Raw genomic sequence first — 24,387 nt, 5'->3', positions numbered from 1 at the left:
GCAACGGAGCGATCAACGCCCACGACTCATCCGTCAGTTCATGTCGACGCACCACGAACGGAGTAACGAGCCGCCGACTTTACGGACACGGCCTAAGCGCAGTCGAGGTCGCGCAGGACGCGCTCGCACAGCTCGTGCGTCTCCAGGGCGTCCCGGGCGCTCGGCGTCCTTCCGGTGCGCACGGCGTCCAGGAACGTCAGCACGCTCTGCTCGATGCCGCGCTGGCGGGCCACCGGCACCCAGTCGCCGCGCCGCCGTACGCTCGGCTGGCCCTTGTGGTCGATCACCTCGGCGAGGTTGACGACCTCGCGCTTGGAGTCCTGGCCGGAGACCTCAAGGCGTTCCTCGGTCGAGCCGCTGAGCCGGTTCATCGCCCCGATGGCGGTGAAACCGTCGCCGGAGAGCTGGAGCACGACGTGGTGCATCAGGCCGTCGCGGATCCTGCCCCGTACGACGGTGTGCTCGACCGGGCCGGGGACCAGGAAGCGCAGGGTGTCGACCACATGGATGAAGTCGTCGAACACCATGGTCCGGGGGTCCTCCGGCAGCCCGACCCGGTTCTTCTGCATGAGGATCAGCTCGCGCGGGTGCTCGGCGCACTGGGCGTAGCCGGGCGCCAGGCGGCGGTTGAACCCGACGGCGAGGCCGACACCGCGGGCCTCCGCCAGCTCCACCAGTCGCTCGGACTCCGCGAGCCCGTAGGCGAGCGGCTTGTCGACGTAGGTGGGGACGCCGGCCTCGATCAGCCGGCCGGCGATCTCCGGATGCGTCGCGGTCGGGGCGTGCACGAATGCCGCGTCCAGTCCCTGGGCGAGCAGCGAGCCGAGGTCCGTGTGGCACTGCGCGGAGGGGATCCGGTGGGTCTCGGCGACGGCGGCCAGGGTGGCGGGGGTGCGGGTCTGCAGATGCAGTTCGACCCCCGGCAGGGTGCTGAGTACCGGCAGGTACGCCTTCTGCGCGATGTCTCCGAGCCCGATGCAGCCGACCTTCACAGGGTTTCCCTCTCGCTGTTCAGCGCCGTGCGTCGCGGTTCTCGTCCGTGGTGGTCCGCCGCGTTTGTACGACCGGCGCGTCGTTCGTCCCGGCAGCATACGTGTGCCGCGGCGGGCGCCAGTCGGCGATGCCGTCGAACGTCCGCAGCACGAGACCCGGTCCGAGCCGGGAGACCGTGGACATGGTGAAGTCGCGCAGCGCGACGGAGACGGGCCCGGACAGGCGCATCAGCCGCGAGACCTGTGCCGCCTTGCGCACGACGGCGGTGGTCCGGGGCAGCCGTTCCGCGGTGTACGTGGCGAGGCCCGCGCCCAGGTCGGTGTCCGGTGCGACGTGGTGGGCGAGCACGATGGCGTCCTCGATGGCCTGGTTGCCGCCCTGGCCCAGGGTGGGGGCCATGGCGTGGGCGGCGTCTCCGACGAGCGCCGCGCGGCCCCGGTGGAAGGCGGGCAGCGGGTCGGTCATCTGGTGGACGTCGTTGCGCAGGACGCTTCCCGGTGCGGCGGATTCGATGATTTCGGGGACCGGCCGGTGCCAGTCACCGAACCTGCGCAGCAGTTCCGCCCGCTCGTCGTCGGCGGCGCGCGCACCTGCCGGGGCGGCCGCGGCCGCGTACGCGTAGATCCGGCCGTCCTTGAGCGGCTGGCTGCCCCAGAGCGCGCCGCGCCCCCAGGTCTCGTGCGGGGCGAAGGGTCCGGCGGGCGCGGGGACCAGGACGCGCCAGGTGGTGAAGCCCGCGTACGACGGGCCGGGGTGGTCCGGGAAGAGGACGTCCCGCACGGCCGAGTGGATGCCGTCGGCGCCGATCACGAGTTCGGCCTCGACGGTCCCGTCCGGAGTGCCGATCACGGCGGGCCGGCCGCCCGCGGTGCCCGGGTCCACGAGCCGGGCCGGGCAGCCGGTGCGGATGGCGGACGCGGGGAGCGCGGCGGCGAGGCGGTCGACCAGGGTGGCCCGGTGCAGCAGGACGAGCGGACCGCCGAACCGCTCGGCCGCGGCGCTGCTGTCGGTCCTGGCCAGCCAGCGGCCGTCCGGTGAACGCATACCGCCCTCGCCCTGCCAGGCGGCCAGGGACCTGATCTCGTCGCCGAGCCCGATGACGTCCAGGGCGCGCTGGGAGTTGGGGGCGAGGCTGATTCCGGCACCTACGGGTTCCAGCGACGCGGCCCGTTCCAGCACGGTGACCTGCCATCCCGACCGGTGCAGGGCCACCGCCGTCGCGAGTCCACCGATTCCGCTGCCGATGACGACCGCACGGGGTTCGTGCATGACTCCTCCTCGATCCCGGTACCGGAAACTACAGCCGTAGTAACAACTCCAACGTACTACACCTGTAGTTCCGGCGGTAGGTTGATCCCATGGCCACACGCACCACCGGCTCCCCCCGTGCCGATCTGATCACCGACGCCGCGCTCGCCCTGCTGGCCGAACGCGGCATGCGGGGGCTGACGCACCGGGCGGTGGACGAACGGGCCGGGCTCCCCCAGGGCTCGACGTCCAACTACGCCCGCACCCGCCAGTCCCTGCTGGAGGCGGCGGTGCGCCGCCTGGCCGAACGGGAGGCCCGGGTACTGGCACCGGGCGAACTCCCGGCACCCGGCCCGGCGGCAGGCCCCTCCGCCTCCCCCGGCCCAGTAGCCGGCCCCTCCGTCCCCGGCCAGGACGCGCTGATCGCCGGTCTGGCGCTGGCCCTGCACCGCTATCTGACCCGCCACCCCGAACTGCTCGTCTGCCGGTACGAACTCGCCCTGGAGGCCACGCGCCGACCCGAGCTGCGGGCGTTCTTCGACGCGACGGGCCGGCAGTTCCGCGAACCGCTGGTCGCGCTGATGACGGCGGCCGGATCACCCGAGCCCGAACGGCACGCCCTGTCCCTGGTCGCCTGGTGCGAGGGGCTGATGTTCTCGTGCGCGGCCGGCTCGTACAGCCGTGCCGTGCCCTCGGAGGCGGAACTGCGCACCGGCTTCGGCGAGCTGCTGCGCGGGATGCTCGGGCACTGACGCACGGGCCCCGCCCTCCGGGCCGTGGGGCTTCCGTCTGGACCGGGCCGAGCTCGCGGGGGCGCCACGCTGACCGGGGTCACTCGTGCGGATCAATCCGGGGGTTCCGGCCCACTCGACGGCCGGTCCGCACAGCAGAGTTGATCAGGTGCATCGAACCAGTACCACCGTGAAGCTCCTGGTCGCCGTGGCGGTCACGGCCCTGTCCGGTTGCGTGTCCGTGCAGCCGCGGCCGAGCGCCCCGCCGGCCCCCTCACCCCGCCCGGCCGCCCAGGATCTGGCCCCGCAGATCGGCCGGCCTCCGGTCCACGACATCCTGGAAGCCGTCCCGGACCCGAAACCGTCCACCGCGGGCCGGGCGTCCGCCGCTCCTCCGGCCGTGCGCCACACCGGACCCCGTGCCGTGCCCCACGCCCCACAGCCCCGGCAGGACCCCGGCCCGGCGCACCCCCGGCCGCCGCGCCGGGCCGTGCCCGCACCTCCCCACCCGGCCCCACCCGCCCTGCCGACTCCGGTGACCGGGACGGATGTCTGCGCGCTCGGACGGGGATACGGGCACTGGCCGGCGGGCAGCCCGCAGTCACTGATCTGCGACCGCACCTACGGACACTGACCGGGCGGGCCGGCACGGAACGCCGCCCGCCGTTCCCCTCAGAGCTCCCGCAGCCGCAGCTCCAGCCGCCCGATGGCCGCCCGGACCCCGCCCCCGTAGCCGTCGTCGGCCCCGTCCTCTGCGAGCACCCCCGAGGCGTCCCGGGCCCGGTCGAGATGGATCCGGGCCGCCGCCCGGCGCCGGAGCTTCACGTAGTCCGCCGCGAGGTTGAGGTGCAGCGACGGGTAGAAGGCCCGGACCGCGAGCGCGTCGCGGTGTTCCGCGACGCGCTCGTCGGTCAGCACCTGCGCGGCGGCCAGTGCCCGCAGGTCCCAGGCCAGCTCGTCAGCGGGATCGTCCTGGGTGTCCGCCATGTAGTGCGCGAGGGTGCACCGGTGCAGGGCGTCACCCTCCGCACCGATCTCCGCCCAGAGGAGGCCGAAGCGGTTGCGCGCCTCCTCGCGGTCACCGCCGTGCAGCAGCATGACCGCCTGGCCGATTCTGGTCATGACGACGTCCTGCGACGCCTCCTGCTGCTCCGTCACTGCGGTCTCCCTCGGTACCCGTCCGTCTGCGCCCGGCCGGACCCACGAGGTTCCGTACGGTTTCGGGCCGTTCCGGATGGTTCCGGCCGGTTCGACGCTAACCGCAGCGGCGCACAATCGCACCCAGGCTCCGGCGCGCCCTCAGCCCAGGTCGGGGATGCGCCAGTCGATGGGCTGGTGCCCCTGCGCCGCGACGGCCTCGTTGATCTGGGTGAACGGGCGGGATCCGAAGAACTTCTTCGCCGAGAGCGGCGAGGGGTGTGCGCCCTTCACCACCACGTGGCGCTCCTCGTCGATGAGCGGGAGCTTCTTCTGCGCGTAGTTGCCCCAGAGCACGAAGACCGCCGGGTCGGGCCGGGACGCGACCGCGCGGATCACCGCGTCAGTGACCTTCTCCCAGCCCTTGCCCTTGTGCGAGTTGGCCTCGCCCGCGCGCACGGTCAGCACGGCGTTGAGGAGCAGCACGCCCTGTTCGGCCCACGGCATCAGGTACCCGTTGTCCGGGACCGGCAGACCGAGCTCCTCCTTCATCTCCTTGTAGATGTTCCGCAGGGACGGCGGGGTCTTCACACCGGGGCGCACGGAGAAGCACAGCCCGTGCCCCTGGCCCTCGCCGTGGTACGGGTCCTGCCCGAGGACCAGGACCTTCACCTTGTCGTAGGGGGTCGCGTCGAGCGCGGCGAACACCTGCCCCCGGGGCGGGTAGACCGGTCCCGCGGCCCGCTCCTCCTCGACGAACTCGGTGAGCTCCTTGAAGTACGGCTTCTGCAGCTCTTCGCCGAGGACGCCGCGCCAGGAATCGGGCAGCTGGTCGGTGTCGGTCACGTCAACAACCTCCGGTATGCAATCAGTTCTTGATGCCAGAACCTACCGGCGACCACTGACAACGGGGCCTGGAGCCTCCCGGCCGCTGCCCGGAGGGACCGCGAGCGGCCCGCCGGGCTACCAGCTGGCCTTGCGGTACAGCTCCCACATCTGCATGACCGTCTGCGGGTCCAGGGCCCGTTCGCCGCCGCCGATGTCCTCGCCGGCCGCCACGTAGAGCTTGCCCTGCCACAGCGGCAGCAGCCGGACGTCGTCGACGAGGGCCTTCTGGGCCACCTCGAACTGGCGGCTGACCGCGCCCCGGTCACTCTCCTTGCGGGTCTGGGGCAGCACCTGCTTTGTGATCTCGTCCTTCGCGTACGGCATGCCGGTGATGCTGTCCTTGCCCACGAAGGGGGCGATGAAGTTGTCCGGGTCCGGGAAGTCCGGGAACCAGCCGCGACCGAAGACGGGGTACTCACCCTTGTTGAACCCATCCTGGAACGTGTTCCAAGGACGGCTCTTCAACGTGATCCGGAAGAGGCCGGAGGCCTCCAGCTGACGCTTGAGCTCGTCGAACTCGGGTGCCGTCGAGGATCCGTACCGGTCGGTGGTGAACCAGAAGGTCATCGCCACGGGCTCGGTGATACCGGCGTCCGTGAGGATCTTCTCGGCCTTCTTCGGGTCCGGGTCGCCGAAGGTGTCGAAGAAGCTCGTCGTGTGGCCCGCGATGCCCTTGGGCACCATGGAGTAGAGCGGTTCCGCGGTACCCTGGTAGACCTTGGCCACCAGCGCGTCCCGGTCCACCAGCTGGGCGATCGCCCGCCGCACCGCCGGTTTCCCGGCGGCCGGGTCCTTGGGGTTGAAGACCAGGAAGCGGATGTCGGCGCCGACCGTCTCGACGAGCTGGAGGTCGCCCTTCTTGTCCTGGTTGTCCTCCAGGCTGACCACCTCCTTCGCGGACAGCCCTCGGTAGGTGGCGTCGATCTCGTTCTTCTTGAGCGCCTTCACCATGGCGCCGGACTCCTTGAAGTACCGGATGGTCACGGCGTCGTTCTTGCGGTCCGCGAAACCCTTGTAGTCGGGGTTCTTGACCAGTTCGGACCGGTCACCCTGCTTGTACGCGTCCAGCAGGTACGGCCCGGAACCGGTGACCTTGCCGTCGTCGCGGATCTTGTGTGCCGAGTACTCGCCCGGTGCGACCAGCGACATGGCGGGCGTGGCCAGGATGAACGGGAAGGTGGCGTCCGGCTTGGTCAGGTGGAAGACCACCTCCAGGTCGCCCTTGGTCTCCACCCGGTCGAGCGAACCGAGCATGCCGACCGGTCCGCCCTTGACCGCGATCGTCCTGATCCGGTCTATGGAGTACTTCACGGCCTCGGCGTCGAGCTTCTCGCCGTTGGAGAACTTCAGACCCTCGCGGAGCGTGCAGCGGTACGCGGTACTGGTGGTGTCGGTGAACTTGCAGTGGTCCGCGGCGTCCGGCTCCGGGCTCGTACTCCCGGTGGGGAAGCTGACCAGGGTCTGGAACACGTTGCGCATCAGCTCCCAGGAGCCGTCCCACGCCGCCGCCGGGTCGAGGGTGGAGGGTTGGCTGGTCGTCCCGACAGCTAGCTTCTGCTCCACATCCGAACCGCTGTCAGACAACAGACCGCAGCCGGCCAGCAGAGACAGGGAAGCAAGGGCTGCAGCGGCCTGCAGACTGGCCCGGTAGAACACGTGCACGCTCCTCGATCAGCCATGGGTCGGCAGACCATACCGCAGCGCCCCGTCGGGTCAATCCGCAGGCCCGACGGGGCACTTGAGTCAATCAGGGCCAAACCCGCTCAGGCTGTTCTCAGCCAACGCCCGCGTTCAGGAAAATCCCGCCGTCGACCACCAGGGTCTGTCCGGTGATCCAGTCGGACTGGTCCGACGTGAGGAAGGCCGCGGCGCCACCGATGTCCTCGGGAACACCGAGCCGCCCGAGCGGGTAGGGCGCGGCCGCCTCCGCCTCACGGCCCTCGTACAGCGCCTGGGCGAACCTGGTCTTCACGACCGCGGGGGCGATCGAGTTGACCCGCACGACCGGCGCGAACTCGTGCGCCAGCTGAAGGGTCAGGTTGATCATCGCGGCCTTGCTCATGCCGTAGGCGCCGATGAAGGGCGAGGCGGAGACGCCCGCCACGGAGGCGATGTTGACGATCGCCCCGCCGTTCTCCTTCTGCCAGGCCTTCCAGGTCTGCTGCGCGAAGCCGAGCGCAGAGACCACGTTCGTCTCGAAGACCTTGCGGGCGACGTTGAGGTCGAGCTCGGCCATCGGCCCGAAGACCGGGTTCGTACCGGCGTTGTTGACCAGGAAGTCGACCCGGCCGAACGCCTCCATGGTGCGCTCGACGGCCACCGCCTGGTGCGCCTCGTCGTGCGCCTTGCCCGCCACGGCGATGACGCGGCCGGAGCCGAGCGTCTCGACGGCCTCCTTCAGCGCGTCCTCACCGCGTCCGGTGATGCACACCCGGTCGCCCCGGGCCACGAGCGCCTGGGCGATGCCGTAGCCGATGCCCCGGCTCGCGCCGGTGATCAGCGCGACCTTGCCACTGTCCTGCACAGTCATGATGTCCGCAGCCCTTCGGGTCAGTTGAGCGGTCCGCCGGCGACGTACATGACCTGGCCGGAGACGAAGCCCGCGTCGTCGCCCGAGAAGAAGGCGATGGCGTTGGCGATGTCCTCGGGGAAGCCGACGCGCTGCACCGGGATCTGGGTGGCGGCAGCGGCCTGGAACTCCTCGAAGCCCATGCCGACCCGGGCCGCCGTCTGCGCGGTCATCTCGGTGACGATGAAGCCGGGGGCGACGGCGTTGGCGGTGATCCCGAACTTGCCGAGCTCCTTGGCCAGCGTCTTGGTGAAGCCCTGCAGGCCCGCCTTGACCGCGGCGTAATTGGCCTGACCCCGGTTGCCCAGCGCCGAGGAGGAGGACAGCGACACGATCCGGCCGAACTTCTGGTCCACCATGTGCTTCTGGACGGCCTTGGCCATCAGGAACGCGCCCTTGAGGTGCACGTTCATCACGGTGTCCCAGTCGGACTCGCTCATCTTGAAGAGCAGGTTGTCACGGAGCACGCCCGCGTTGTTCACGAGGATCGTCGGGGCGCCGAGCTCCGCGGCGACCCGCGCGACGGCGGCTTCCACCTGGGCGCCGTCCGACACATCGCAGCCGACGGCGAGGGCCCGGCCCCCGGCGGCGGTGATCTTCTCGACGGTGTCCTTGCAGGCCGCCTCGTCCAGGTCGAGTACGGCGACGGCGCGGCCCTCGGCCGCCAGGCGTACCGCGGTGGCTGCACCGATACCCCGTGCCGCTCCCGTCACGATGGCTACGCGCTGCTCGGTGGTGGACATGCTTGGTTCTCCTCGCCCTTGGATCGCGGCTCAGCGGACGTCAGGCACATTCCCTGCGAAATGGTTCCCGATAACTGAGCAACCGCTTAGTACCTTCAGCAGTCGAGACGCTAGAAGGCCTGGCACCCGGTGTCAACGGCCCACGGACGCAGCGGCGCATATCACACCTGGATCAGCGCACCAGAAGGTCGAGCAGCCGCTCCACCTCCGCGGCGGGGTCGGTGGTGAGACCGCTGTGCACGGGGCTCGGCTGGATGACGGTCGAGCGCGGGGCGATCAGCCAGCGAAAGCGCCGCCCGGCGTCGTCGGCCGCGGCCTGGCCCGCCTCCGTACCGCCCCGGCAGATGCCCTCGACGCCGTACAGTGCGGCCCGCACCCCGGTGACGTCGGCGTCGGGGTCCAGCGCCTTGAGCTTCACCTCGTCGAGTTCCGTGCGGGCGGCGACGAACCCCTTCGCCCGGCAGTAGACGACGACGCCGGCGTTGAAGAACTCGCCGCGCTGGACCCGCGGCACCACACGCAGCAGGGCGTACTCGAAGACAACACGCTCAGTCACGGCCGGCCGCTCTCGTCGCTGGTCTCGGTGTTCTCGGTGTTCTTGGTGTTCTCGGTGTTCTTGGCGTTCTTGGCGTTCTCGGTGTTCTTGGCGTTCTTGGCGTCACGCCTCGGGGCGAGGCGTTCGGTGAGCCAGCCCGGGGCCTGGGACGGCTTGTCGGCGGTCGGCGCGTCCAGGGTGATCCGCTCGTGAATGGTCGCCGCCCGTGCGAGCAGGGCGTCCACATAGGCGCGCCGGAGCTGGTCGGTCGAGTCGAACCCGGGCTCGTCCACCAGCCACTCGTCGGGCACGTCGGCGGCGACCTCGGTGAGCAGTTCCTCGGTGACCAGCGGGGCGAGTTCGGCGGCGGCCGCGGCGACGTCGGGGGCGAAGGGGGCCAGCGCGTGGTCCGAGGCGTTGTAGGCCCTGGCGGCGGAGGCCTGGGCGCCCGGCCAGTTGTGGTGCCAGATCATGGTGGCGCCGTGGTCGATGAGCCAGAGGTCGCCGTGCCAGATCAGCATGTTCGGATTGCGCCAGGACCGGTCGACGTTGTTGATCAGCGCGTCGAACCAGACCACGCGGCCCGCCTCGCGCGGATCCACCTGGTAGGCGAGCGCGTCGAACCCGAGGGAACCGGGCAGGAAGTCCATCCCGAGGTTGAGGCCGCCGCTCGCCTTCAGGAGCTCCTGGACCTCCTGGTCGGGCTCGGCGAGGCCGATGACCGGGTCCAGCTGCATCTGCACGAGATCGGGGACACGCAGCCCGAGCCTGCGGCCGAGCTGTCCGCAGATCACCTCGGCGACCAGCGTCTTGCGCCCCTGACCCGCCCCGGTGAACTTCATGACGTACGTGCCGAGGTCGTCGGCCTCGACGAGCCCCGGAAGCGAGCCGCCCTCACGCAGGGGCGTGACATAGCGGGTCGCGATCACCTCTTTGAGCATTTCCCAGGCCACCTATCTCTACAGCCTTGCAATCCACGGACGCCCTCTCTGAGGCGCGAGGGCGACAATCGACGGTCAACGACGCTGGGGAGAATCTGGGGAGTTTCGACTGGCGTGCCGCTCTCCCCTCTCTATATGCAGTCTGTCGATGGTTCCCCGCCCCTTGCTGCCGGCCTCCGGCATGAAGTGAGCATAGTAACCGAGGGTGATCACGGGTGAGGAATGCCCGAGCCAGCTCGCCAAGGTCACGACCGACTCTCCGGCTTCCAGCATGATCGAGGCACAGGTGTGCCGAAGCACATGGAAGCCATCTTTCGGGGCTGCTGCCCACCGCCAGGCTTTCGCCCCCTCGGCACGCGGCGGGATGACGCCAGCCTGAGCCAAGGCCGGCTTCCAGGTGTGGGTGTTCCATGTGTTCACCGCGATGGCGTCGCCGAAGCGTGTGGTGAGCAGCGGGGAGAACTTCTTGTCCTCCCCCTCCGGCTTCCCCCACGGAAGCTCCACCTCTACCGGCGGGAACGCTCTTGCCCTTCCGGGCCCGCGGTGTCGAGCCCTTCGAGCGAGGACTCGCGGATGTTCTCCCGCTCGGTCTCCGCCATCGCGGCGAAGAACGCGAGCAGCAGCTTCCCCGGGCCGGCGGGGTCGTAGATGCCAGGCGGGGGCCCGGCGAGTATCTCCAGGATGAGGCCGTGGGCGGTGAGGTGGTCGGCGAGCGCGGTGAGTTCGGCGGCGTCGCGGCCGAGCCGCTTCATCTCGTACACAGTGAAGGTGACCCGGCAGTGCGGGGCGTGCGCCTTGACCTCCCGCGCGGTCCGCAGCCCTTCCTCAGACTTTGGCCGTACGCGGATGCGGGTACTGATCTTCCCGGCGAAGATCTTGTCCCTCGGGCATGCCGGGCCCCACGAGCGCGTCGAGCCGGGCCGGGCGTCACACTTCGGACATGAATGCTGTTCGACGTCGTCCGCGTCCGACCGGTCGGTCGGAAAAGGCTGCTGAGGGTCCGTGATGGGTGCGGATTTTCGCACAGTGTAAGTCTCAGAAGGAGGCCTCTCCCGCTCGTGAGCGAGAACGGGTTTTGAGAGTCGATTCGAGTCCCGGAGGACCCTTCCGCCCGCGAATGATCTTGCTCGCGTAAAGGAACGTTGGCGAGAGACGTGTGCTTCCCCTGCCGCGCGACGGGCGTCGTCAGTGATCTACGTCGCGAACGTGCCGCCCAGGTGGCGTCGACGCCCGCGGAGGGTGTTAGCGTGGTTGCCGGAGCGATAACGAGTTTGCTCACGGAGATTTTAAGGAGGTGTGTTGATGACTGTCGTGGAGACTACCGCTGTGTGCGGTGCCCGGATCATCCTCACCTCCCGGGCCTCGTCCTGACCTTCGCCTGCCTTCCTCCCTCGTAGGAGTGTTTGCGGCACGCCTGTCGTCCGGCGGGGCCCCCGATCAAGGGTCTCCACCTTGTTTCATCAACCCACTCCGTACCCATCTGCTCTCTCTCCTCGTGAGCGCGTCCTGACGCTGGCCGACTACGGCTGGGACACCGAACGTGAGCGCTCCTTCACCCCGTCGCGGGCCGACGGACTGGTTCCGGGCCGCGTGGTGCGGGCCGAACGCGGCCAGTGCGACGTCGTCACCGAGGCCGGGTCCGCCCGCGCGGCGGTCCTTCCCGCGCCGGGCACCGGGGATCGGCTGACGCCGTGCACCGGTGACTGGGTGGCCGTCCGGCCGGCCGGCGCGGCCACCTCCGCCACCGTCGTGGAGGTGCTGGAGCGCCGGACCGCCGTGGTCCGCTCCACGTCCTCGCGCACCTCTCAGGCCCAGGTGCTGGCCGCGAACGTCGATACCGTGGCGGTTGCCGTCTCCCTCGCCGACCCGCTCAAGCTCGGGCGGATCGAGCGGATGCTTGCCCTGGCCTGGGACAGCGGCGCCACCCCGGTGATCGTGCTCACCAAGGCCGACCGGTCCACCGACCCCGCCTCCGGGGCGGCCGAGGTGACCGAGGCCGCCCCGGGTGTGGAGGTGCTGGTCACCAGCGCCGCCACCGGCGAGGGCCTGGACGTCTTGACCGCCGTCCTGTCGGGCACGGTCGTCCTGCTCGGCCCCTCGGGCGCGGGCAAGTCCACACTCGGCAACCGCCTGCTCGGCGAGGACCTCCTGGCCACCGGCGCGGTGCGCGACAGCGACGGCAAGGGCCGGCACACCACCGCCTGGCGCGAACTGCTGCCGCTGCCCCACGGCGGGGTCCTGCTGGACACCCCGGGCCTGCGCGGCGTCGGCCTGCACGACGCCGACGAGGGCCTCGACCAGACCTTCGCCGAGATCACCGAACTGGCCCGGGACTGCCGCTTCGCGGACTGCGCCCACACCAGCGAACCGGGCTGCGCCGTGCTGGCCGCCATTGAGGACGGTCAGATCACCGGGCGACGCCTGGACAGCTACCACCGGCTGCAGCGCGAGAACACCCATGCAGCCGCCCGCACCGACGCGCGGCTACGGGCCGAGCTGGAACGGCCGCTGAAGCAGATCTCGCGCCATATTCGCGCCCTCAAGCAGTCCCCCCACTTCAAGGCATGACGAAAAGGAACCTGATCATGGACCTTCCCCGCATCTTCACCATCCGCGAGAGCGGCCATCGCATACACAACCCGCTGACCACGGAAAAGTTCGCCGCCCTGGGCGCATCACTGCGTCTCCCCGCCGGGACCCGGGTCCTCGACCTGGCCAGCGGCTCGGGCGAGATGCTGTGCACCTGGGCACGCGACCTGGGCTTCACGGGCACCGGGGTGGACATCAGCACGCTCTTCACCGAGCAGGCCCAGGCCCGCGCCGCCGAACTCGGCGTCGCCGACCGGGTCGAATTCCTGCACGGCGACGCCGCCGGCTACGTCGCGTACCAGCCCGTCGACCTGGCCGCCTGTGTCGGCGCCACCTGGATCGGCAACGGCGTCGCAGGAACGGTCGAACTGCTGGAGCGCAGCCTGCGCCCCGGCGGGATGATGCTGATCGGCGAGCCCTTCTGGCGGCAGACCCCTCCGGACGAGGAGACCGCCAAGGCATGCCACGCCACCTCCATCGCCGACTTCCTGGAACTCCACGGCCTGATCGGACAGTTCCAGGACCTCGGGTACGACGTCGTGGAAATGATGCTGGCCGATCAGAACAGCTGGGACCGCTACGCCGCAGCCCAGTGGCTCAGCATGCGCCGCTGGCTCGACGAGAACCCGGACGACGACATGGCCCCCGAGGTACGGGAGGAACTCACCACCGAGCCCGCCCACTACGCGCGCTACAGCCGTGAGTACCTCAGCTGGGGGGTCTTCGCCCTCATGAAGCGCTGACCCCCTCGTCCCGTGCGGGCCCGGACGGCATGCCGTCCGGGCCCGCACGGGACACGTCGTTATGGCGGCGCTCAGACCGGCACCATGAGCGAGCCGCACACTGTCTTGTCGTCGACCTGGTGACCGCGACGGGCCGCGCGGCTCGCGGTCCCGGTCAGCCGAGCGGTAGGCGATGTGTGTGAAAGTAGGGACTACGACCCCTTGGATGAGGCTGCCGGCGCCTCGACGGGTGTCCTCACTCGCGCGTGCGGCGGCGGTTGCTGTGGAAGACGTGATCGCGGCGTACAAGGGCAGCGGCGCGGTCCCGAGCCGCGGGATCGAGCGTGACGGGCGCCTCGCGGATGGCAGCCAGGAGGTAGTCGGTGCCGATACTGAGGGTGACCGTCGGATCGTGGCATATCCCCAGTCCCGCACGGTCGTTGACAACGGCCACGGCGGGATGCACCGGCACGTGAAGGCCCCTGGAGGCAAGGAATTTCTCCAACTCACGGGAGATGTCCTCGACCTGCCGCCCCCAGCTGCGGCCCCGCCGGTCCTGGAGGATCCCCTGGTCGACCCGATTGCCGTACCGGTCGAACTTCTCGAACGTCCAACGCTCGCCGTCTACGTGCACCAGCACGGCCCGGCCCTTGACCTCCACCGCCCAGATGCCCTGGGGTCCGACCAATAGGATGTCCACCTCGCCGCGCCTGTTCGCGTAGCCCCGAAACAACCGCCATGTGTCGGGCAGCAGCGAAAGTTCGTGCACCGCCCGGTCCTCGGCGGCCATCCCCGCCTGCCGCGAGGCGAGTGCCGATTGCAGCCCTGGATCGACCACCGGCCTTCGCACACGCAGGGCCCGGATCTCCTGGTGGTCGCTGAGCATCCGCAGGATCTGCCACCACTTGCGCGCGGTCCTGCGTCGCTCCCGGAGCAGGGTGACCTGTTGGTCGTGCTCCGCCATGAGGCGGTTCTGCTCGTCGAGCGCCACGACCGCTTCCCGGACGAGGACGGCCGGGTGGTTGGACAGAACCTCGATAAGCATCAACACAGCCTATGACGACCGCAGTTGCGGCGCACGGGATTCGGGAGGCTCGCGCAGCGGCCCTAAGAACTCCTAACGAAATGGGTCTTGGGGAACGCTAGGCTCGGTGGCCATGAGTCAGAGCGGGTTGCAAGCGGCGACATTCTTCCGAGATGTCCGTGCAAACAGAGTGGTCTGGCTTGTCCGGGATGACGACGGAAGCCCGACTCACCTCTCCGCCGACGGCACGCGAAATTCTCCCTTCTGGTCGACCTCGCCCCGAGCTCACAGGGCGGCGAAGATCTGGGGGGCGTGGGCTCCGCGTCGATTCCATGCCCTTGGACACCTGGTGTGATCTTGTACTGCCCGATGCTGCCAGGGATGGACTCGTGATCGGCATCAACTGGAGTGGGCCGCATCTGATCGGCTGGAGCTTCACCCCCAGGGAAGCCCTTAACCGGCTAGCGGCAGATAGCTAGCCCACGGCTTCGGTCGCCAGAGCGCGCAGGCGTCGCCAGCAGATGAGTGCGCATCCGAGGGTGAGGAAGGCTTCGTGGATGTCGTCGCGGATCTCCCAGCGGATCCGTAGCCGGCGGAACCAGTGCAGGTGGGCGAATGCGCGCTCCACTAACCAGCGTTGGGTGCCCAGTCCAGAGCCGTGCCCAGTCCCGAGCCGTGCTCGGTTCCGCGCTGGGCGATCACCGGCTTCACGCCCAGGTCCCAGACCAGGCGGCGGTATTTGTCGTGGTCGTAGCCGCGGTCACCCAGCACCACGTCCGGGCGGTGCCGGGGCCGGCCACGCTTGCCCCGCACGGACGGTACGGCCTGGAGGAGTGGGAACAGCTGGGTGACGTCGTTGCGGTTGCCGCCGGTCAGGGTGGCGGCGAGCGGGATGCCGGTGGCGTCGGCGATCAGGTGGTGCTTGCTGCCCGTCCTGCCCCGGTCAGCAGGGCCTCGTCCCGTCTTCGGGCCCCCTTTAACGCGCGGATATGGGAGCCGTCGACGGCCGCCCGGGAGAAGTCCAGGGCGTTCGCGCTGCGGAGCCTGGCGAGGAGGGCCTCGTGCAGTCGCGGCCACACCTCGGCCTCGGCCCACTCGGCCAGCCGGCGCCAGCAGGTCATGCCGGAGCCGAAGCCGAGTTCCTGCGGGAGGTGTTCCCAGGCGATCCCGGTGTGCAGGACGAACAGGATGCCCTGGAACACGAGCCGGTCCGGGTGCCGCTTGCGCCCAGGTGCCGGGTCCGGCGCTCAACCTTGGGCAACAGCGGCTCGATCGCCGCCCACAACTCGTCATCGACTTCCCACGGCTTCGGCCGAGCCACCCCGCACCCCCGGATCATCAGTCCCGGAGCGATCCAATCACCTCGAAGATCATTTCGTTAGGAGTTCTAAGGGCTGTCCCGCAAAGATCTTGGCTCCGAGTGCAGAGCAGCCGGAAGAGCCGGCGCTCAACTGGTGGTTCGTGAGGTGTCCAGGAGCCGGGCGAAGTCGGCGAGCACGTGGAAGTCGTTCTCCCGTAGGCCGATCCGCGGGTTGACGTGGTGCAGGAGCCCGGCGGCTTGGTGGTGGGCGGTCACGTAGCTCTGATCCAGCTCGCTCTGCTCGTCGTCCACCCACGCGAAAGGACGGCCGCCTGCGTAGTCCACCAGCGGCCCGGTCTTCCAGTGGACCCCATCAGGGCGCTCTTGGAGCAGGACGTCGCGGAAGTCCACAACGGGAAGTTCCGGAAGGCCCAGGACCGGTGCTATCCACTGGTTGGCGTCATCCATCCATGTGGTGGCCCAGCACAGCTCGAAGCCGAGCTGGAGCAAGGATCGTCCATGCTCTGGGTTGAGCCAGACCCGCAGGGGCCGTCGGGACGAGAGGCCTCTGTCGTCCTGATGGGCGTCGTTCCGGGGGACTCTCAGTGTGGTGTAGCCGTCGGGACGCCGCTCCGGCTTGGCCGCGTAAGGGTTGAGCGGCCCGTCCACGTCGAGGAACAGCAGAGGTCGGTTCACGGTTTCCCCCGGTCTTGCGCACTGTGGACTGCCCCGAGCAGCGTAACTGTGGGATTGCCTCGGCACTGGACCGGCCTGAGTGATGATCATGATGTGGTGAGTGTGATCACGGCAGCGGAGCCGTCCTGGATCACCCGTTCGCGGGGCTGAGCCCGCGCCGCTTTGGCAAGCTGCTGACCACGCTGCGGCGCGACGGAGCAGATGTGGTCCACCGAGGCCGGCAGTGGAGTCCGCCGCTGGAGGACCGAGTGTTGCTGGTCACGGCCTGCTGGCGCACCAATCTGACGTTGCGGCAGCTCGCTCCGCTGTTCGGCGTCTCGAAGTCCACGGCCGGCCGAGTCATCAACCACCTCGGCCCCCTGCTCGCACTCCAGCCCCGTAGGCGGTTCGCCAAGCGCACCGTGCTCATCGTGGACGGCACCCTGGTCGACGGTCCTGGGGCGCGCGGGGAGAATCGACCGCATAACGCAGCACGATACCGAAAGACGCTAAAAGACTTGTCCGTGCAGGTCAGGGGCGGCAACAGCCCAACCGATGCAGGTCAGCGCCACCAGGTAGACACCTTCATGACGTACGTGCCGAGGTCGTCGGACTCGACGAGCCCCGGAAGCGAGCCGCCCTCACGCAGCGGCGTGACGTAACGGGTCGCGATCACCTCTTTGAGCATTTCTCGGGCCACCTGTCTCTTCAGCCTTGCGATCCATGGAGGACTCCGGTGGGACATAAGGAAGGAATCACCGGTCGCGGCACTGGGGAGAGCCTGGGGAGTCCCGGTCGGCGAGCCGTTCCCCTGCTCCCCGAGCAGGCCGACGACGGTGCCGCGCCCCGCGCTGCCGGCCTCCGGCGTGAAGTGAAGATAGTAGCCGGGAGTGATCGACGGCGAGGATCGCCCGAGCCGCGTCCGCACGCGAGACACGAAGTCATGGGTCCATGAGCCGGGACATGGCCGTTGGAACCTGGCCACGCATCCGGGAAACGAGTGACGCACGACGGCCCTGGACCGGCGGCGGTCCGGATGGCGGTGGCGTCGGGTTGGGTTGGGTCGGATGAGCCCGTGACTGTCGACGTGGCCCGCCGGCTCCCCACCGTCGCCGGCCTGCGGGATCTGTGCCGGTCACTGGGCCCGTGTGCGCGGCTTCGACCACGAATCGCCGATGAGCCCCTTCGTCAACGAGGTCTGGGGGCAGCCAGGTCCATGTCCCGCGGCCGCTGACGCGGGAACTCCTGCCGCGTTGGCCTGCCGGGCGCGTACCTTCTACTCCACCGTACGCGCCAGGATGCCGAGGGTCGCGCGCAGTCCGGCCTCGGGGATGACCGGGAAGATGCCCGCCTCCCGGTAGCGCTCGTCGATCTCGCTCCAGTCGTAGTACGACGTCACCAGCGTGCCGCCCTCGGCGGGCTCCAGCCGGTAGCCGTAGAGGTGCCGCATCGGGGGCTGCACCTGGCCGGAGATCGTCCACTCGATGAGAGTGTCCTGCTCGAACTGCGTGATGATCACGGTGACGTCGTACTTGCCGAGCGGGTAGTCGTTGAGCGACTCACGGTCCATGTGGACGACGAACTCGTCGCCGACCGCGCGCACGGGTCCGCCGTCGGCGGCCTGCAGCATCCCCGAGCTGTCGATCGCCACGTGTCCCGCTGGGGCACACAGCAGGGCGAAGATCCTGTCCGGGGCCGCGGCGATGTGACGCCGCACTTCGAATCGGTCTGTCGTCATGCCGGTCAGCCTCGCACAGGCCGGCAGGACGGCCGGGGCCCCCGTCCGTAGTGGCCGTTGTGGCGGACTTCTCCAACGGGGAGCCGTGGTGCGCAAGTGCCGGGACGGGCACAGGGGTTGGCTTGGCGGTTGGCGGTCGGTGCCACGCCGCTACCGCCGTCCGGCGCCGAACGGGGCAGCGCGAGGGCCGACGCGTGGTGGGGCGGCGGGAGGCGACCGGGTTGCTCCGGGAGTCAGTGGCCGGAGTTGGAGATGCCGGAGACGAGCTGGCCCAGGAAATTCAGGATTCCCTCGCCCACCGGAGTCGGAGCGATGACCACGCCCAGGGCAAGCACGATGACGACGGTGAACCTCTCATCGGTCCGGCTGCGGGCCTGCGTACGCCGCCGGAGCCGGAAGGCGACGATGACGGCGAGCAGCAGCCCCAGATTGATCGTCAGCACTCTGTCTGTCACGCCCCCGGTCGGACTTCCACCAACTGAGCCCGGCCGGTACGGGACGGGCTGCTCAACTCCCCTTATCTATCCCGAATTCACCATCCGCGCCGCCTTGTCATCGGATGATGATGCAAAGTCACCGGTTGGCCAGAATGATCAGGTCAGGCACCAGGGCCGTCGGGAAGGCCGTCGGGCCGGATGCCATGGACGGCAGAGCCAGGTGGGTCAGGTGGTGGCCGGGGTCTGCCCCAGGCCCGTGCACCAGTTGCCCGGACCTGTCCCCACGGAGGCCGCCACGCCCTTCGTCACGGTGAGGTCGGAGTGCAGACCCGTTCCCGCGGCGCCGTCCGGGCGATCTCGGCGGCGGCCGGTGGGAGGCCTGCGCACGCCGTCGAGGGTCACGGTCCAGGCGCCCGCCGTGGTGGCGGAGGGACTCCCCGGCACCAGCCGGCACGATCAGCTGGGTCCTCGACGGTGATAAGTGCCTGGACGATTTCACCGGGCCGGCCACCGCAGGCGCCGTCGTGGACATCCGGGACGGCGGCAACGGACCGAACCAGAAGTGGAATCTCTCTTCCTGATCCAGCGGTGAGCTGGGCCGGGCGGGCGGATAGCATGGCCCCGTCTCGTCTCATTCTCATTACTGAGGAGCGAGTGGTGTGCCGGGAAGCCTGGTCGGCGACGTAACAGTCGTGCGCCCGGAAAGGCTTGCCGTGCCCATCGCTTCTCGTGTCCGCCGGGCGGCGTGCGACTCGTCGTCGACAGAGCCACGCCCCGTGCCGCCGCGCAGGCCGAGCCCTCGGCGCCCTGTGGGCGTCCCGCTCCGGTCCGGCCGGCAGCTTCGACTGGATGAGAGTTCAGAGATGCCCCCGCAGCGCCCCTCGTCGCCGCCTCCCGCCATACCCCGGGAGTCAGTGATCCAGCAGGTGCTCGCCTGCTTCGACGCCTACGCCCGCGCCCACGGGACGCGCGACAGCATCCTGCCGGCCTCCCGGGTCACGCCCAGGGAGGAGCAGCGGGCCTTCGACGAGCTCCGGCACGCCATCGAGCTGCTCCGTGGCACCACCGAAGAGGACGACTCCCCCTCCGGCCGGCCGGATCGGGGGCGGTGACCGGGGCAGTGACGGGGGCCCGGGGCGCCCGCCCCGGGCTCAGCCGGTTTCCCCCTCCACCGACGACGGCAGCCTGGCCTCGATGGCGTCGAGCAGCAGTTCGAGCGCGAACGGATAGCCGCTGAACCTCATCTCGTGGGCCAGCAGGCGCACGGTGGCGACGATGTGCGGATACACGTCCGGGTCCAGCCGGCCATAGCGGTCCTGCCACACCTGGAGATCGGCCTTCTGTGCGGCGGCCGGCAGCGCGAGAGCCGCCGCGTCCAGGGCCGCGAAGGCGAGTGCCTGGTCCACGAAGGCGTGATAGACGCGGACCGCCTCCCGGTCGCCGAAGCCCGCGGAGCGCAGCACGCCGAGGATCATCTCCACGGCCCGCCGCTCGTTGTCCCGCCCGGTCGTCCGGTGGGCGGCCAGCAGGGCTGCCTGTGGATGCGCCCGGTAGGAGGCCTGGATGCGCAGACCCAGCTCGCACAGGTCGAAGCGCCACTGACCGGTGGGGCTCCAGCCGCGCTGCGAACGGCCGATGAGCTCGTCGGCGACCGCCAGCAGCAGGTCGTCGGTGTTACGGAAGTACCGGTACAGCGCGCTGGGGTCGGCGCCCAGCGCGCCGCCCAGCCGACGGACCGTCAACGCGTCCGCTCCGTGCTGCCCGACCAGGCGCAGCGCCGTCTCCACGATGACCTGTTCGGACAGCACGGTGCCCTGTTTCGTCGGTCGTCTGCGCCGTCGCTGCGGCTCAGGAACCACCCGCTCAACCATGATCGGAGCTTACGACAACACCATTGACCTGTGAAGGAGACGGCGGGTTTCATGACCAGCCATCCAGGCTCTCCAGCCCCCTTCCCAGGCAAGGCGACGATCCGTTGGCAGCAGCAGTGAAGAATGCGAATCCCGGACCGAGCACGGGCGCCGAGGCACCCCGGAGCGCGATGCGGAAGTCCATCGGCGTCGTCGACGGCGTCGTCCTCGCCGCCTCCAGCACGGCGGCCACCAGCAGCATCGGCATCGGGCTCGGTCTGATGGCGGGCATCGTCGGCCTGCATCTGCCGGCGATCATGCTGCTGGCCTTCCTGCCCGTGCTCGGGATAGCCGGCGGATACGGGCGGCTCAACCGCGTCGACCCCGACGCCGGCAGCAGCTACAAGTGGGTCGGCGAGATCTTCAGTCCCTGGCTGGGCTTCCTGACCGGCTGGGTCAACGTCGTCGGCACCGTCGTGTTCATGGCCTACACCACCACGGTGACCGGCTCGGCGATCATCCAGCTCCTGCGCCAGGCCACCGTCCACAGCGTCGCCGGGCTCTCCCTCGATCCGGAGTCGACCCTGCAGTCCACGCTCCTCGGCATGGCCGTGCTGCTCGCCGCCTCGCTGGTCGCCGTGCGCGGGCTGGACCTCGCCGCGCGCCTCCAGAAGTACCTGCTGGTCTTCGAGTACGGCGTGCTGATCGCGTTCTGTGTCTACGGCCTGTTCACCGGTGACCAGCCCTTCTCGCTCACCTGGTACAACCCCTTCGACATCCCCTCGGCCGAGGCCCTGGCCCAGGGCATGATGCTCGCGGTCTTCTGCTACTGGGGCTTCGAGTCGGTCTTCAGCGTCGGTGAGGAGGTCGGCGACCCGCGCGACGCCTCCCGAGGCGGGTTGATCGCCCTGGTCGTCATGCTGCTGCTCTTCCTGCTGGCCGGCACCGCTTTCCAGCGGGTCCTGCCGCTGGGCGAACTGGCCGACAACGGCGCCCAGGGGCTCGCCTACTTCGGTACGAGACTCGCGGAGCAGCCACTGGCCGCGCTGCCGCTCGTCGCTCTCATGTTCTCCGCGGTGGCCTCGCTCCAGGCCTCGGTCATCCCCACCGCCCGGGGGATGTACGCGATGGGCCGCGACGGCGTGCTCGGCCCCGTCTGGACACGGCTGCACCCCAAGCACCGGACCCCGGCCGCCGGGACCCTGCTGATCACCGCGATCGCACTGCTCCTGGCCGTACTGTCGCTCGTCATCCCCACCGTCAGCGACCTGATCTTCGCCGCGGTCAACGCGATCGGCATCGTGGTCGCCCTCTACTACGCCCTCACCGCCACGGCCGCCGCGGTGCGCTTCCGCCACCTGCTGCGCACATCACCCCTGGAGGCGCTGCGCGCGGTCGTCGCACCGCTGCTCGGCGCGCTCGTGCTGCTCGCCACCGGCGGCTACCTCACCTGGACCTTCTACACGTCCACCGATCACTTCGAGGTCTCCGCGGACAACGGCTGGTTCGCCCTGCTCGTCCCGGTGCTGATGATCGGCTCCGGACTGCTGGCCGCCGCGTGGGCCCGCTGGCACCACCGGTCGCCCTATTTCACCCGTGCCCGTACTCCGGGCGCCCCCGACGTGTCCCGGGAGGCCGGCGCATGACCGTGTGACAACGCCGTGGCGCAGGGACGCCAGAGCCATCCGCATGACACCCCGTCACCCTCTCCCACCTCTGGAGCACCGTATGACCAAGGCCGACCTGGTCTTCACCCGCGGCCCCGTCTTCACCGCCGATCCAGCCCGCACCCGGGCCTCCTCACTCGCCGTCACCGGCGACCGCATCACCGCCGTCGGGCACGACGAGGTCCGCGAACTCATCGGTCCCGGCACCGAAGTCGTCGACCTCACGGGGAAGCTGCTGCTCCCCGGCTTCCAGGACGCCCACATCCACCCGGTGTTCGCCGGGGTGGAGCTGGCCGAGTGCGATCTGACCGGCACCGTCGGCGCCGGGGAGTACCTGGCCCGGATCCGGGCCTATGCCGACGCCCATCCGGAGCGGGCGTGGATCACCGGCGGCGGCTGGTCGCTGGAGAGCTTCGACGGCGGACTGCCCACCCGGCAGCTGCTCGACTCCGTGGTCCCCGACCGACCGGTCCTGCTGGCGAACCGCGACCACCACGGCGCCTGGGCCAACACCCGCGCCCTCGAACTGGCCGGCATCACCGCCGCCACCCCCGATCCCCCGGACGGCCGCATCGAGCGCGAGCCGGACGGCTCGCCCGCCGGAGTACTCCAGGAAGGCGCCCAGGCACTGGTCGCCCGGCTGGTGCCGCCGACCACCCCTGCGGACCGGCTGGCCGGGCTGCTGCGTTCGCAGCGGCTGCTGCACTCCCTCGGTGTCACCGGCTGGCAGGACGCCCTGCTCGGCGTGTTCAACGGCAACACCGATCCGTCGGACGCCTACCTGACCGCCGCCCGCGACGGCTCGCTCACCGCCCGGGTCACCGGCGCGATGTGGTGGGACCGAGAGCGCGGGGCCGAGCAGATCGACGAACTGGTCGCGAGGCGCGAGCGGCTGAGCCACGGACGGTTCCGGGCCGGCTCGGTGAAGATCATGCAGGACGGCATCGCGGAGAACTTCACCGCGGCGATGACCTCCCCGTACCTGGACGGCTGCGGCTGCGCCACCGCCAACAGCGGACTGAGCTTCGTCGATCCGGACGCCCTGCGCGGCCATGTCACCCGGCTCGACGCCCTCGGTTTCCAGGTCCACTTCCACGCGCTCGGCGACCGGGCCGTCCGCGAGGCGCTCGACGCGGTGGAGGCCGCGGTCGAGACCAACGGCCGTCGCGGGAACCGTCACCACCTGGCCCATCTCCAGGTCGTCCACCCCGACGACATCAGGCGCTTCGCCCGGCTCGGCGCCATCGCCAACATCCAGCCGCTGTGGGCCGCCCACGAACCCCAGATGGACGAGCTGACCATCCCGTTCCTCGGTCCCGAACGCGCCGCCTGGCAGTACCCGTTCGGGGACCTGCTGCGCGCGGGCGCCACCCTCGCCGCGGGCAGCGACTGGCCGGTCAGCAGCGCGGACCCGCTCCAGGGCATCCATGTCGCGGTCAACCGGCGGGAGCCCGGGACCACCGACAGCCGGGTCTTCCTGCCCGAGCAGCGCCTCGCCCCGGCCTCGGCCGTCGCCGCGTACACCGCGGGCAGCGCCCATGTGAACGGCCTGGACGACGCGGGCAGTCTGCTCCCCGGCAACCTCGCCGACCTGGTGGTCCTGGACCGCGACATCCTCACCGCGCCGCCGGAGGAGATCGCCGGGGCACGGGTCCTGCGGACGTATGTCGGGGGCGTGCTCGTCCACTCCGGCTGACCGGGGCGGCCGCGCCGGGCCCGGTGCTCGGGCCGGGCCGGGCGCGGTACCCCAGAGCGCCGCCTCCTCCAGCTGGGCCGCCGGCGCGAGCAGTACGCCCTCGCCGCCCAGGGGCGCCGAGGAGCCGTGACGCGGGGCCGTGTGAGGAGCCGTCACGCGGCCCCCGCGTGAGGAGCCCTCTGTCCTCCGACAACGAATCTTGTTCGATTGCCAACGAAGTCTGACGAACCGCACTTTCCTGTCATCGAAGCTTGAGCACTCGGGGCGATCGCTGGTCTGGGGGCGTGGTGGGGGTACCTGCGCGTGCATACGGGGATGCAGCGTTATCGGCCTTTGAGCTGGACTTTTCCGTGTCGGGTGAGCGGGTGCGGGAGCCGCTGGCCGAGGGGTGGAGTACGCGGTTCGAGCAGGCCGAGCCGGTTCGTGGCTTCCGGTGGGACAAGGGGGCCCGGGGCTTCGCGGGCTGGTACTACGCGGCTACCGCGGCGGACTTGATCGGGTTCGAGTCCTGGCTGGAGCGAGACCGGCTGATCCTGCTGGACCGGGAGCCGGATGTCGTTGGGGTGGCCTCGCAGCCGTTCTGGCTCCACTGGCACGACGGACAGCGCCCGCGCCGGCACGCGCCGGACTACTTCGTACGCCTCGCAGATGGGCGGGCGCGTGTGGTCGATGTCCGGGCCGGTGACCAGATCGACGAGGCGTCCGCGGAGGCCTTTGCGGCGACTGAGCGGGCCTGCCGGGCGGTGGGCTGGGAGTTCGTACGGGTGGGGGTTCCCGATCCGGTGCTGATGGCGAACGTGCGGTGGCTGGTCCGCTACCGCAGGGCCCGGTCCGCCCGCCGGCCGGACGTCGTGGACGGTCTGCTGGAGTTGTTCCCGAGCCAGGCCCGCTGAGGGCCGGGGCG

Annotated in this window: 27 protein-coding genes and 2 pseudogenes; 10 read left to right on the top strand and 19 right to left on the bottom strand. The window is 70.1% G+C overall.

The features are described 5' to 3' along the window. Positions 1 to 92: 92 nt before the first annotated feature. Together ACIP89_RS37110 and ACIP89_RS37105 are read right to left on the bottom strand one after the other, a co-directional pair. Positions 93 to 992: a Gfo/Idh/MocA family protein gene (locus ACIP89_RS37110; RefSeq protein WP_402118879.1), complete on the bottom strand. Its 900-nt coding sequence runs from the start codon at positions 990 to 992 to the stop codon at positions 93 to 95. Between the two features lie 19 nt (positions 993 to 1,011). Continuing rightward, complete coding sequence (locus ACIP89_RS37105; protein WP_402118877.1) at positions 1,012 to 2,262, bottom strand: FAD-dependent monooxygenase; 1,251 nt, start codon at positions 2,260 to 2,262, stop codon at positions 1,012 to 1,014. A gap of 89 nt (positions 2,263 to 2,351) precedes the next feature. Here ACIP89_RS37105 and ACIP89_RS37100 point away from each other — a divergent pair, with 89 nt between their 5' ends. Both ACIP89_RS37100 and ACIP89_RS37095 read left to right on the top strand, forming a co-directional pair. Beyond that, positions 2,352 to 2,993: a TetR/AcrR family transcriptional regulator gene (locus ACIP89_RS37100; protein ID WP_402118874.1), complete on the top strand. Its 642-nt coding sequence runs from the start codon at positions 2,352 to 2,354 to the stop codon at positions 2,991 to 2,993. 148 nt (positions 2,994 to 3,141) lie between these two features. Beyond that, positions 3,142 to 3,606, top strand: a complete 465-nt coding sequence (locus ACIP89_RS37095; RefSeq protein ID WP_402118872.1) for a hypothetical protein — start codon at positions 3,142 to 3,144, stop codon at positions 3,604 to 3,606. Between the two features lie 38 nt (positions 3,607 to 3,644). Here the strand turns inward: ACIP89_RS37095 and ACIP89_RS37090 are convergent, their stop codons facing one another. From ACIP89_RS37090 to ACIP89_RS37050, 9 genes are all read right to left on the bottom strand, one after another. Beyond that, a complete protein-coding gene (locus tag ACIP89_RS37090) occupies positions 3,645 to 4,130 on the bottom strand; it encodes a hypothetical protein (protein WP_401930356.1) in 486 nt (161 codons plus the stop codon). Between the two features lie 141 nt (positions 4,131 to 4,271). Next, entirely contained in the window at positions 4,272 to 4,955 is a 684-nt protein-coding gene (locus ACIP89_RS37085; protein ID WP_402118869.1) for a uracil-DNA glycosylase, read from the bottom strand. Between the two features lie 117 nt (positions 4,956 to 5,072). Then, a complete protein-coding gene (locus ACIP89_RS37080; protein ID WP_401930354.1) occupies positions 5,073 to 6,653 on the bottom strand; it encodes an ABC transporter substrate-binding protein in 1,581 nt (526 codons plus the stop codon). Between the two features lie 118 nt (positions 6,654 to 6,771). Then, the gene (locus tag ACIP89_RS37075) at positions 6,772 to 7,527 is read right to left on the bottom strand and encodes an SDR family oxidoreductase (protein ID WP_401930353.1); all 756 of its coding nucleotides are present in this window, start codon (positions 7,525 to 7,527) and stop codon (positions 6,772 to 6,774) included. Positions 7,528 to 7,547: 20 nt separating this feature from the next. Further along, a complete protein-coding gene (gene fabG, locus ACIP89_RS37070; RefSeq protein ID WP_401930351.1) occupies positions 7,548 to 8,309 on the bottom strand; it encodes a 3-oxoacyl-ACP reductase FabG in 762 nt (253 codons plus the stop codon). 172 nt (positions 8,310 to 8,481) lie between these two features. Next, the gene (locus ACIP89_RS37065; protein ID WP_401930349.1) at positions 8,482 to 8,865 is read right to left on the bottom strand and encodes a DUF3037 domain-containing protein; all 384 of its coding nucleotides are present in this window, start codon (positions 8,863 to 8,865) and stop codon (positions 8,482 to 8,484) included. After that, positions 8,862 to 9,785, bottom strand: coding sequence for a HipA family kinase (locus ACIP89_RS37060; protein ID WP_402118867.1), 924 nt, complete (start codon positions 9,783 to 9,785; stop codon positions 8,862 to 8,864). Before ACIP89_RS37060 ends, ACIP89_RS37065 begins: the two co-directional genes overlap by 4 nt. A gap of 75 nt (positions 9,786 to 9,860) precedes the next feature. Further along, positions 9,861 to 10,289, bottom strand: a complete 429-nt coding sequence (locus tag ACIP89_RS37055) for a tyrosine-type recombinase/integrase (RefSeq protein WP_402118866.1) — start codon at positions 10,287 to 10,289, stop codon at positions 9,861 to 9,863. A 2-nt stretch (positions 10,290 to 10,291) separates the two neighbouring features. Continuing rightward, the gene (locus ACIP89_RS37050; protein ID WP_402118865.1) at positions 10,292 to 10,810 is read right to left on the bottom strand and encodes a recombinase family protein; all 519 of its coding nucleotides are present in this window, start codon (positions 10,808 to 10,810) and stop codon (positions 10,292 to 10,294) included. Between the two features lie 427 nt (positions 10,811 to 11,237). Here ACIP89_RS37050 and rsgA point away from each other — a divergent pair, with 427 nt between their 5' ends. Further along, the gene (gene rsgA, locus ACIP89_RS37045) at positions 11,238 to 12,353 is read left to right on the top strand and encodes a ribosome small subunit-dependent GTPase A (RefSeq protein ID WP_402118864.1); all 1,116 of its coding nucleotides are present in this window, start codon (positions 11,238 to 11,240) and stop codon (positions 12,351 to 12,353) included. A gap of 17 nt (positions 12,354 to 12,370) precedes the next feature. Then, positions 12,371 to 13,117 (top strand): SAM-dependent methyltransferase, encoded by a 747-nt coding sequence (locus ACIP89_RS37040; protein WP_402118863.1) that lies wholly within the window; start codon positions 12,371 to 12,373, stop codon positions 13,115 to 13,117. A 235-nt stretch (positions 13,118 to 13,352) separates the two neighbouring features. Here ACIP89_RS37040 and ACIP89_RS37035 read toward each other — a convergent pair whose 3' ends face one another. Next, entirely contained in the window at positions 13,353 to 14,141 is a 789-nt protein-coding gene (locus tag ACIP89_RS37035; protein ID WP_402118860.1) for a nuclease-related domain-containing protein, read from the bottom strand. Between the two features lie 112 nt (positions 14,142 to 14,253). Between ACIP89_RS37035 and ACIP89_RS37030 the strand changes: the two genes are divergently transcribed. Then, on the top strand, positions 14,254 to 14,475 hold the full coding sequence (locus tag ACIP89_RS37030) for a DUF2750 domain-containing protein (RefSeq protein ID WP_402118858.1): 222 nt from the start codon (positions 14,254 to 14,256) through the stop codon (positions 14,473 to 14,475). Positions 14,476 to 14,595: 120 nt separating this feature from the next. On the opposite strand, the pseudogene ACIP89_RS37025 reads toward ACIP89_RS37030, so the two are convergent. Both ACIP89_RS37025 and ACIP89_RS37020 read right to left on the bottom strand, forming a co-directional pair. Next, positions 14,596 to 15,459 (bottom strand): annotated as a pseudogene (locus tag ACIP89_RS37025) (IS5 family transposase). Between the two features lie 108 nt (positions 15,460 to 15,567). Beyond that, on the bottom strand, positions 15,568 to 16,116 hold the full coding sequence (locus ACIP89_RS37020; protein ID WP_402118856.1) for a hypothetical protein: 549 nt from the start codon (positions 16,114 to 16,116) through the stop codon (positions 15,568 to 15,570). A 93-nt stretch (positions 16,117 to 16,209) separates the two neighbouring features. Between ACIP89_RS37020 and ACIP89_RS37015 the strand changes: the two are divergent. After that, positions 16,210 to 16,544: pseudogene (locus ACIP89_RS37015) on the top strand (transposase family protein); the annotation flags it as partial. Between the two features lie 113 nt (positions 16,545 to 16,657). Here the strand turns inward: ACIP89_RS37015 and ACIP89_RS37010 are convergent. From ACIP89_RS37010 to ACIP89_RS36995, 4 genes are all read right to left on the bottom strand, one after another. Further along, positions 16,658 to 16,783: a hypothetical protein gene (locus ACIP89_RS37010; RefSeq protein WP_402118886.1), complete on the bottom strand. Its 126-nt coding sequence runs from the start codon at positions 16,781 to 16,783 to the stop codon at positions 16,658 to 16,660. 588 nt (positions 16,784 to 17,371) lie between these two features. Further along, on the bottom strand, positions 17,372 to 17,833 hold the full coding sequence (locus ACIP89_RS37005) for an SRPBCC family protein (protein WP_402118854.1): 462 nt from the start codon (positions 17,831 to 17,833) through the stop codon (positions 17,372 to 17,374). Between the two features lie 233 nt (positions 17,834 to 18,066). Then, a complete protein-coding gene (locus ACIP89_RS37000; RefSeq protein WP_401930727.1) occupies positions 18,067 to 18,276 on the bottom strand; it encodes a hypothetical protein in 210 nt (69 codons plus the stop codon). A gap of 219 nt (positions 18,277 to 18,495) precedes the next feature. Further along, positions 18,496 to 18,714: a hypothetical protein gene (locus ACIP89_RS36995; protein ID WP_402118853.1), complete on the bottom strand. Its 219-nt coding sequence runs from the start codon at positions 18,712 to 18,714 to the stop codon at positions 18,496 to 18,498. A 470-nt stretch (positions 18,715 to 19,184) separates the two neighbouring features. Here ACIP89_RS36995 and ACIP89_RS36990 point away from each other — a divergent pair, with 470 nt between their 5' ends. After that, positions 19,185 to 19,382, top strand: a complete 198-nt coding sequence (locus ACIP89_RS36990; RefSeq protein ID WP_402118851.1) for a hypothetical protein — start codon at positions 19,185 to 19,187, stop codon at positions 19,380 to 19,382. A gap of 39 nt (positions 19,383 to 19,421) precedes the next feature. Here the strand turns inward: ACIP89_RS36990 and ACIP89_RS36985 are convergent, their stop codons facing one another. Next, positions 19,422 to 20,141, bottom strand: a complete 720-nt coding sequence (locus ACIP89_RS36985) for a TetR/AcrR family transcriptional regulator (protein ID WP_401930332.1) — start codon at positions 20,139 to 20,141, stop codon at positions 19,422 to 19,424. A 170-nt stretch (positions 20,142 to 20,311) separates the two neighbouring features. On the opposite strand from ACIP89_RS36985, the gene ACIP89_RS36980 reads away from it, so the two are divergent. The 3 genes from ACIP89_RS36980 (at position 20,312) to ACIP89_RS36970 (ending at position 24,376) form a co-directional block, all read left to right on the top strand. Beyond that, positions 20,312 to 21,766, top strand: a complete 1,455-nt coding sequence (locus ACIP89_RS36980) for an APC family permease (RefSeq protein WP_401933137.1) — start codon at positions 20,312 to 20,314, stop codon at positions 21,764 to 21,766. A gap of 82 nt (positions 21,767 to 21,848) precedes the next feature. Then, positions 21,849 to 23,483, top strand: coding sequence for an amidohydrolase (locus tag ACIP89_RS36975; protein WP_402118849.1), 1,635 nt, complete (start codon positions 21,849 to 21,851; stop codon positions 23,481 to 23,483). Positions 23,484 to 23,833: 350 nt separating this feature from the next. Beyond that, positions 23,834 to 24,376 (top strand): TnsA-like heteromeric transposase endonuclease subunit, encoded by a 543-nt coding sequence (locus ACIP89_RS36970; RefSeq protein WP_402118847.1) that lies wholly within the window; start codon positions 23,834 to 23,836, stop codon positions 24,374 to 24,376. Positions 24,377 to 24,387: the final 11 nt, after the last annotated feature.

Source organism: Streptomyces sp. NPDC088730, assembly GCF_044751215.1.
Taxonomy (GTDB): domain Bacteria; phylum Actinomycetota; class Actinomycetes; order Streptomycetales; family Streptomycetaceae; genus Streptomyces.
This window is presented reverse-complemented; position numbering and strand designations above follow the sequence as displayed.